This is a genomic window from Robiginitalea sp. (assembly GCF_049588695.1).
In the GTDB taxonomy this organism is placed as follows: Bacteria; Bacteroidota; Bacteroidia; order Flavobacteriales; family Flavobacteriaceae; genus Robiginitalea.
In genome coordinates, this window is record NZ_JBAVZJ010000103.1 from 1 (window position 1) to 6,785 (window position 6,785).

Here is a 6,785-nt window from a genome sequence, read left to right on the forward strand (position 1 = left end):
GATGTAGATCCCGTCACGGCCCGCAAGGAAGGGGCTGCCGTCCTGGAAATCTATAACCGGCTGAAAGGCACCCTGGATAGCGTAGTGCATGCGAGTTTTCGGATATTCAAAATTCTGGATTTCCCTCTCGAATACATCCTTAAAAACGGGGTGTTCAAATTGGATTGAAGTAATGAGCGTTTCGGTATTGGTGCGTTCTCCCAGCCCACCTCCAAAACTTCTTAGAAAACCATTAAAAGAGGAGGTTTGAGCATTTTCGGAAGGAATCACAATGAGGTTGCCAGCTTGCTCTGCAAAATCCTTAAGTGCCGTGTTCAGGCTGGCAGGAAGGGTTTCCAGTTCGTTTAGTATAACGAGGTGTTGTTCTTCTATGGTGCTGTAGTCGAGTTCTCTTAGCGTGGATTGTGAAAAAATAAAAGTATCTGAAGTGAAAATTCTACCCAAATAATCTGCTGAGGCTGTACCGATGCTCAGCACTCTGATTTTACCGGGTTTGCTCAGGGAGACGTAGAGTGTGTTGTCGTAAAACAAATCGGTGTCTGAAACCTGCAGGGTGCCTGCCAGTTCAGTATCTGCGGGTATGGTGAACCGAGCTTCCAGGCCACCTCCAGCCTGTGGTTCAACCCCGGTTTTTGCAATCAAAACATCTTTGTTATAAAGGGAGATGGCGCTATTGTCCAGTTCTGAATCGGAGGTTAAATGAACGATCAGATCAAGGGTTTCCAGCCCCAATTGTCCTATAAATGCAGAATCAATCGAAATATTCTTACGAGCCTCGGCTTCCAAAGGTATCGCTTTTACCCTGGTTCCATTCCAGTTCTCCCAGGCCCGGGGGTTCCATCCTGTAAAGTCAGAAAAGACCCAGAGTTCCTGTTCTGTGGAATCCACGCCGGAAAACAGGGTTGCGGTTCGCAGTTGGATCTCTTCAGCGGTTAATGTGGTCGGGCTAAACTCCAGGTTGAGTAGCTTTTGTTGCAAATCCTTCGTACCCACCTGGGTAAAACTCTCGGATTGTGTGAGGAATGAGAAACTCAGGTCTTCAGGAAAATTCTGGAGGATTTCCTGAGCGGCGTGTTCCAGGAGATTGGAATTTTTCCATCGCGCCTGCATGCTAAATGAATTGTCTAAATATACAACAATATCTTTCTTATTATCAACGGTTTCAGAAGGAATGTATGGCTTGCAAAAGGCAATGACCAGGGCACTGATCAACCCGAGGCGCATTAGGAGCAACAACCACTTTTTCAGTTGGCTGCTTCGGTTGGATTCTGAAAAAATCTTTTGAAGAACCTTCACATTCGTGAAGGGTGTTTTACGGTATCTGCGCAACCGAAGCAGGTGAACCAGGATCGGAAGAATCAGAAGCAATAGACCCCAAAGAAGTTCCGGGTACTGTAATTGCATAGGCGGATAACAATTGATCAAATATAGCCATTTCGTTGACCACAATACAGTGTTGACTATATAAAAGACAAATAGGAAACAGAAATAATTTTAAGAATACACCTTCGTGTATCAACAAAAAAAGAAGGCATCTTTTTCTGAAAACTGATTACGCCCGGTCAGGAATCGCCGGATTTCTTCCTGAGATACTTCGTTGGCGACCGTAATAAGGCTTTGTGGGGCTTTCATTTTTTTCAGTACCTGAAAATGCGAAAGGCGCACCCCGTAGATTGTTTTACCGATTTTCTTCGGGTTGTCACATAGCCAGTGGAAATGAACTCCTTTATCCACAAGATGACGGGCCAGGTGCTTCCCTTTATAACCCGCACCCCAAAGGACCAGGGGGCGTGAGGCATCTCGATCCAACTCCAGGAAATAGTCTATTTTAAGATCCAGGAAATAATTCTGTGCGTAGTGCTCAGAGGTGCGGGATGTGCGCTCATCGTAGTCCCTCCAATAGTGCAGCAGCCTGGATGACGGCAGGCAGGTCAATCCCCCGGCATAGAACCGAAAACACAAATCGTAATCCTCGGGATAGCGTTCCGGGGCAAAGGCACCGCAGGCGTCGAGATCCTGTCGATGTACCATCCAGCAAGGAGAGGGTATTACACATTCTTTATAGATTTCATTAAAATTGGAACCTTCAATTGTGAGGCGGTTGAGCCACCGTTCATAGCGGGCATACCCGTCAGAAATCCCCCGATTTGAGAAATATTTTACCAACCCCAGCGCAATGTGCCCCGGGCCAGAGGCCTCTAATTGGCCCGCCATTTCCCCAAGCCGTCCCTGAGCCATTCGATCGTCTGAATCCATACGGGTGATCAACCTTCCACGGCTGTGGGCATAGGCGGTTTTCAGTGCCGGTATAATTCCGCGGCCCTGATTGGGATAAACGCGAATTCTGGAATCATGTGCAGCCCATTCGGTAAGTATGGCAAGACTGGAATCGCTCGAATGATCATCGACTGCGAGGAGTTCCCAGGTTTCAAAATTTTGGTCGGTGATGGAGGTCAGACATTCCTCAAGGTAGGCGCTGGTGTTCTTAAATGGCATTAAGATGCTAACCTGGGGCCTTATGATAGGGGCTTTTGCGGCCATAAATTCAAGGGCGACGCTCCAGAGCTTGTAAAATGGCGGCTTCAGCAAGGGGCCCCATAATCTGATAGCCCTTTCGGGTGGGGTGCACTCCATCTTCTGCGAGATTCTTATCCAAACCCATTTTATCATTGGCCATGGCGCCAAAGTAGTCCAGGTAAATCAAGCCCTTCTTATGGGCGTACTGCCGAATCATTGTATTGAGCAAGGGTATTTTTTCATCTGGCTTTTTACCGGGTTTCCAGTGGTATCGCTCTGCCGGAAGAACAGAACAAAGAATCGGTTCAATGCCATTGGCCCGGGCCAGTTCGGCCATAGAGGATATATTATCCATTATCTGTTCAAGGCTCATGGGCCCGGTATTCCCGGCAATGTCGTTAGTCCCGGCCAGAATCAACACGACTTTTGGATGCAGGTCAATGACGTCCTGTCGGAAGCGAAGGAGCATTTGGGGCGTTGTCTGCCCGCTAATACCCCTGTTGATATAAGGTTTGTCGTTAAAGAATTCTGGCACTTTTGCGCTCCAGCCTATGGTGATGGAATTTCCCATAAACACCACCCGGTTTTCACCGGTTTCTGGCGTGCCCAGCGACTTATTGGCTTGTTCGAATGCTTTCAGATTAGCCCAGTCCTGGGCGTTAGTGATCTTCGTTTGAAATAGCGATAGCATCAGTAGTATACAAGGTATCAGAAAGTGGCACTTTCTCATATTGGAGCAATATAGTTTTCAGCAGGGGGATCGATAAAGAGATGACCTGATCCCAAATCCTGTCCAGGGCCCCTCAGTTTTCTTTAGGAGGGGTGATCATAATATGTGCCCGGTGCGTCCCGGGATTCATAAGCCAGGCGTGTCCCGGAGGCGTTGGAGTGGTCGGGAGACCCGTTGATTCCCCGGTGGCAAAAGGCATATAAAACACATAGCGCACATACGGGTCTTCGATTTCCCTGGTCTGAGGATTCACTTTTCCGGTAAAGACGCACAATGTTGTTTTGTCCGGTAATGCAAGGGTTCCCGCCCGAACTTCCGCTTCCCGGATTTCAAAAATTTCATCCCCGGATTTCCCTTCTGCCTTTAATTCGCGCCCCCTGGCCATAAAGGGGTCCAGGTCTTTGTGGTAGGCCGCGGTTGAGAAGTTTTCCCGTGTAGGATCATCGGCCAGGGCGATATAGTCATTTGTCCCCTCCCGGAGTTTGGTAAAGGCCCCTGACGCATCGTACCCATAGACTGCCGCCCCTTCCCGATAGTCTGAAGGCACAGCCATAAGGGCCGTTTCGATCTGCCAGTCTTTAGGGGGAATGTCCTGGGCCAGAAGGCCTCCGGTTAAAGGCAGGATAAGCAGCAAGAACAGTAATTTTTTCATTTCTAATTAGTATTTGGCGCTTTCGCCCTTTGTGGTGGTTCTCAAAATAAAATTTCGCAGGTCTTCGTTGGCTTGTTTGAGATCTTCGCGTCTGAGGTACATCATGTGTCCGCTCCTGTATCCTTTGAATTCGAACCGATCCTTCATCCGGCCACTGGGGTCAACCTGCCACATGGTGTATTTCGCATTAAAATACGTCGTCGCCCCGTCGTAATACCCCGATTGAACCAGGACATTCAGATAGGGGTTCTGAGCCATGGCCTGCCGCAAGTTGTCCCGGGTATCGTCATTCTCATTGTTCCAGGGCCTGACGGGCCCGAACATATTGTATTTAATATCTGTTTTAAACTTCAGTTCTTCCTGCAGGTAGTAATTGATGGCAGGAGTAAAACTGTGGAGCCAGGAAGTCAGTTCAGAGTTATAGTCGGGCCTGTTGCCCGTAAGCGACTTATCCATTCCAAGGTATCGACTGTCCAGCCTCCCGATGGTGTATCCACTGCGATCCCTCAACAGGGCTTTCCAGAAATACGAGGTGGGTACGTCCAGATTATGCTGGAGGATTTCTTTTTTCGAAAGTCCCGAGTAATAAGACATTTTCTCGGCTACTGCCTCGCGTTCAGCATCTGGGATAAAACCACCTTTGGCAATAGCAGGAATAAGGGTGTCAATTGTAAATTCTTCAGATTCAGGGAGGATTTCCAGCAGGTCTTTCTGTTGAAGGGCAGGGGGGAGGGCCTTCTGATACCACGCCGCTGCTGTGTAGTAAGGGAGGTTCATTGCACTGCTTACGGGCCCGCCTACCCGGATTACTTTATAATCTGCAGGAGAAACCATGATTACCCCGTTCAGGTACATCCATTGCTGATTCTGGAGTGCCAGGGACAATCCCATGACCCGGGTGCCCCCATAGCTTTCACCTATAATATATTTAGGTGAGTTCCATCGGTTGTGCCGGGTGACGAAGGTGTTTAGCCATTCGGCCAGGTATTTTACATCCGCATTAATTCCAAAGAATTTCTCCCGGTCGACCTCTTTCCCCGTTTCGGGAATGGTACGGGAATACCCTGTATTGGCAGGGTTCACATAGACGATATCAGATACATCCAGCACTGAGAACGGATTCTCTTTTACGCCATAGGGCTGAATCGGGTAACCTTCATCGTCGATGCGGAGCACCCGTGGACCTGTATAGGCGAGATGCATCCAAACGGATCCCGAGCCGGGCCCGCCGTTAAAGGAAATCAATAGCGGGCGGGAAGACCTGTCTTTGACGTCATTGCGGGTATAATAGGTGTAGTGCAGGGCTGCAATAGGTTTCCCCATCTCATCCCATACAGGTTGTGTGCCCGTTTCCGCCTTGTAAGCGAATCGCTCTCCATTAACGGTTACGCTATGTTCGGTTACAACGGTTGTATCGATCGGGAGCTTGCGTTCTTGTGCGGTCAGGAATCCGGAAAAGGAGATCAGGAATGCCAGGAGCATCCCCCTTAATGATTTCAGCATGTAGTTAACGTTTGTGTGCCTTAAAAATAGCATTTTAAAATGTATCCTTCCCCTGACTTTGAAAAATTCAGGCTTTTAGATGCAGTTCCCACTTCCGCTAAATTCCGTAACTTGTTTAAAAAGGGAAACATGGAGGGAATCAGTCGCAGAACATTTGGGAAAACACTTGCAGGAGGTACTGTAGGAGGGCTTCTTACAACGGCATTTGCCCCGGCTTTTTCGGCTACAGGAGGAAGTATTCAAAAGAAGAAACTGGGAATCGCCCTGGTGGGCCTGGGTAGTTATAGCACATATCAACTGGCACCAGCCCTCCAGGAGACGAAGTACTGTTATCTGGCCGGTGCAGTGACGGGTACCCCGTCTAAAGAGGTACAATGGCAAAAAAAATACGGCATAGACCCTACCCACATCTATACCTACGAAACCTTCGACCGCATTGCTGAAGATGATGATGTTGATATCGTATATATTGTACTGCCCAATAGCATGCACGCAGAATTCTCGATACGGGCGGCAAAGGCGGGCAAACATGTTATCTGTGAGAAGCCCATGGCGATGACAGTTGCCGAGTGCGATGCGATAATCGAAGCCTGTAAGGCCGCAGGCGTTACCCTTGGAGTGGGGTACCGGCTTCATTCTGAACCGTATACCCGGGAGATTCAGCGTATGGTTCGGGAAAATACTATAGGGGACATCAATTTTGTGTCGGCTGATGCGGCCTATATGTCGAGAGGGAATCCGGATCAATGGCGATTGAATAAAGCCTTATCGGGGGGTGGGGCCCTTATGAATATGGGGGTTTATTCCATCCAGAGTTGTATTTACGGATGTGGAAAGAACCCGGTGAGTGTATCGGCCCAGGAATTCAGTACGCGGCCGGACTATTTTAAAGATACCGATGAAACTATTACCGCCCAGTTCGAGTTTCCGGGGGGTACAGTAGCCCAAATGATGACTTCTCACAACGCAAATGCCAACCGGCTGTACGCCTCGGGGAGCGGGGGATGGTTTGAACTCAACCCCGCCAACAATTATGGGCCGTTGAGCGGTCAAAGCTCAGAAGGCCCGATCTCTTTTCCCCATGAAAGCCAGCAAAAATTACAAATGGACGATTTTGCCAAACACATCCTTTTTGGAAGTCCGAATCTCGCGCCCGGGGAGATGGGCAGGAGGGATATGGTTATTGTGGAGGCTATTTATCGTTCGATCCGGGAAGGGGGACGCCGCATTGCCCTCGATTTGCCCCAGGGTTATGGATTTGCTAAGAGGTCTTAATCACAAACAAGATCAGTTAGAATTATCATATCCATTTTCTACAGGCGTTTTAGGAGCACAGTAGTTTTTTAAAATAGACTATTGAAAATTCTCAAAAACCCCCAATCC

Annotated in this window: 6 protein-coding genes; 1 reads left to right on the top strand and 5 read right to left on the bottom strand. The window is 48.7% G+C overall.

Features of this window, described 5'->3' with window-relative positions; genetic code table 11:
- The 5 genes from WBV75_RS02205 to WBV75_RS02225 all read right to left on the bottom strand — a co-directional run.
- Positions 1–1,404, bottom strand: a 1,404-nt coding sequence (locus WBV75_RS02205; RefSeq protein ID WP_424119022.1) for a BatA domain-containing protein, incomplete at its 3' end; no start/stop codon positions are given.
- A 111-nt stretch (positions 1,405–1,515) separates the two neighbouring features.
- Positions 1,516–2,634, bottom strand: a complete 1,119-nt coding sequence (locus tag WBV75_RS02210; protein WP_424119023.1) for a glycosyltransferase family 2 protein — start codon at positions 2,632–2,634, stop codon at positions 1,516–1,518.
- Positions 2,546–3,208 carry an SGNH/GDSL hydrolase family protein gene (locus WBV75_RS02215; RefSeq protein ID WP_424119024.1) on the bottom strand — a complete coding sequence of 221 codons (663 nt, stop codon included), beginning with the start codon at positions 3,206–3,208 and terminating at the stop codon, positions 2,546–2,548. The genes WBV75_RS02210 and WBV75_RS02215 overlap by 89 nt, the downstream gene beginning before the upstream one ends.
- Positions 3,209–3,320: 112 nt before the next feature.
- Entirely contained in the window at positions 3,321–3,899 is a 579-nt protein-coding gene (locus WBV75_RS02220; RefSeq protein ID WP_424119025.1) for a hypothetical protein, read from the bottom strand.
- A gap of 6 nt (positions 3,900–3,905) precedes the next feature.
- Positions 3,906–5,402, bottom strand: a complete 1,497-nt coding sequence (locus WBV75_RS02225) for a S10 family peptidase (protein WP_424119026.1) — start codon at positions 5,400–5,402, stop codon at positions 3,906–3,908.
- Between the two features lie 129 nt (positions 5,403–5,531).
- Here WBV75_RS02225 and WBV75_RS02230 point away from each other — a divergent pair, with 129 nt between their 5' ends.
- Positions 5,532–6,677 carry a Gfo/Idh/MocA family protein gene (locus WBV75_RS02230; RefSeq protein ID WP_424119027.1) on the top strand — a complete coding sequence of 382 codons (1,146 nt, stop codon included), beginning with the start codon at positions 5,532–5,534 and terminating at the stop codon, positions 6,675–6,677.
- Positions 6,678–6,785 lie beyond the last annotated feature (108 nt).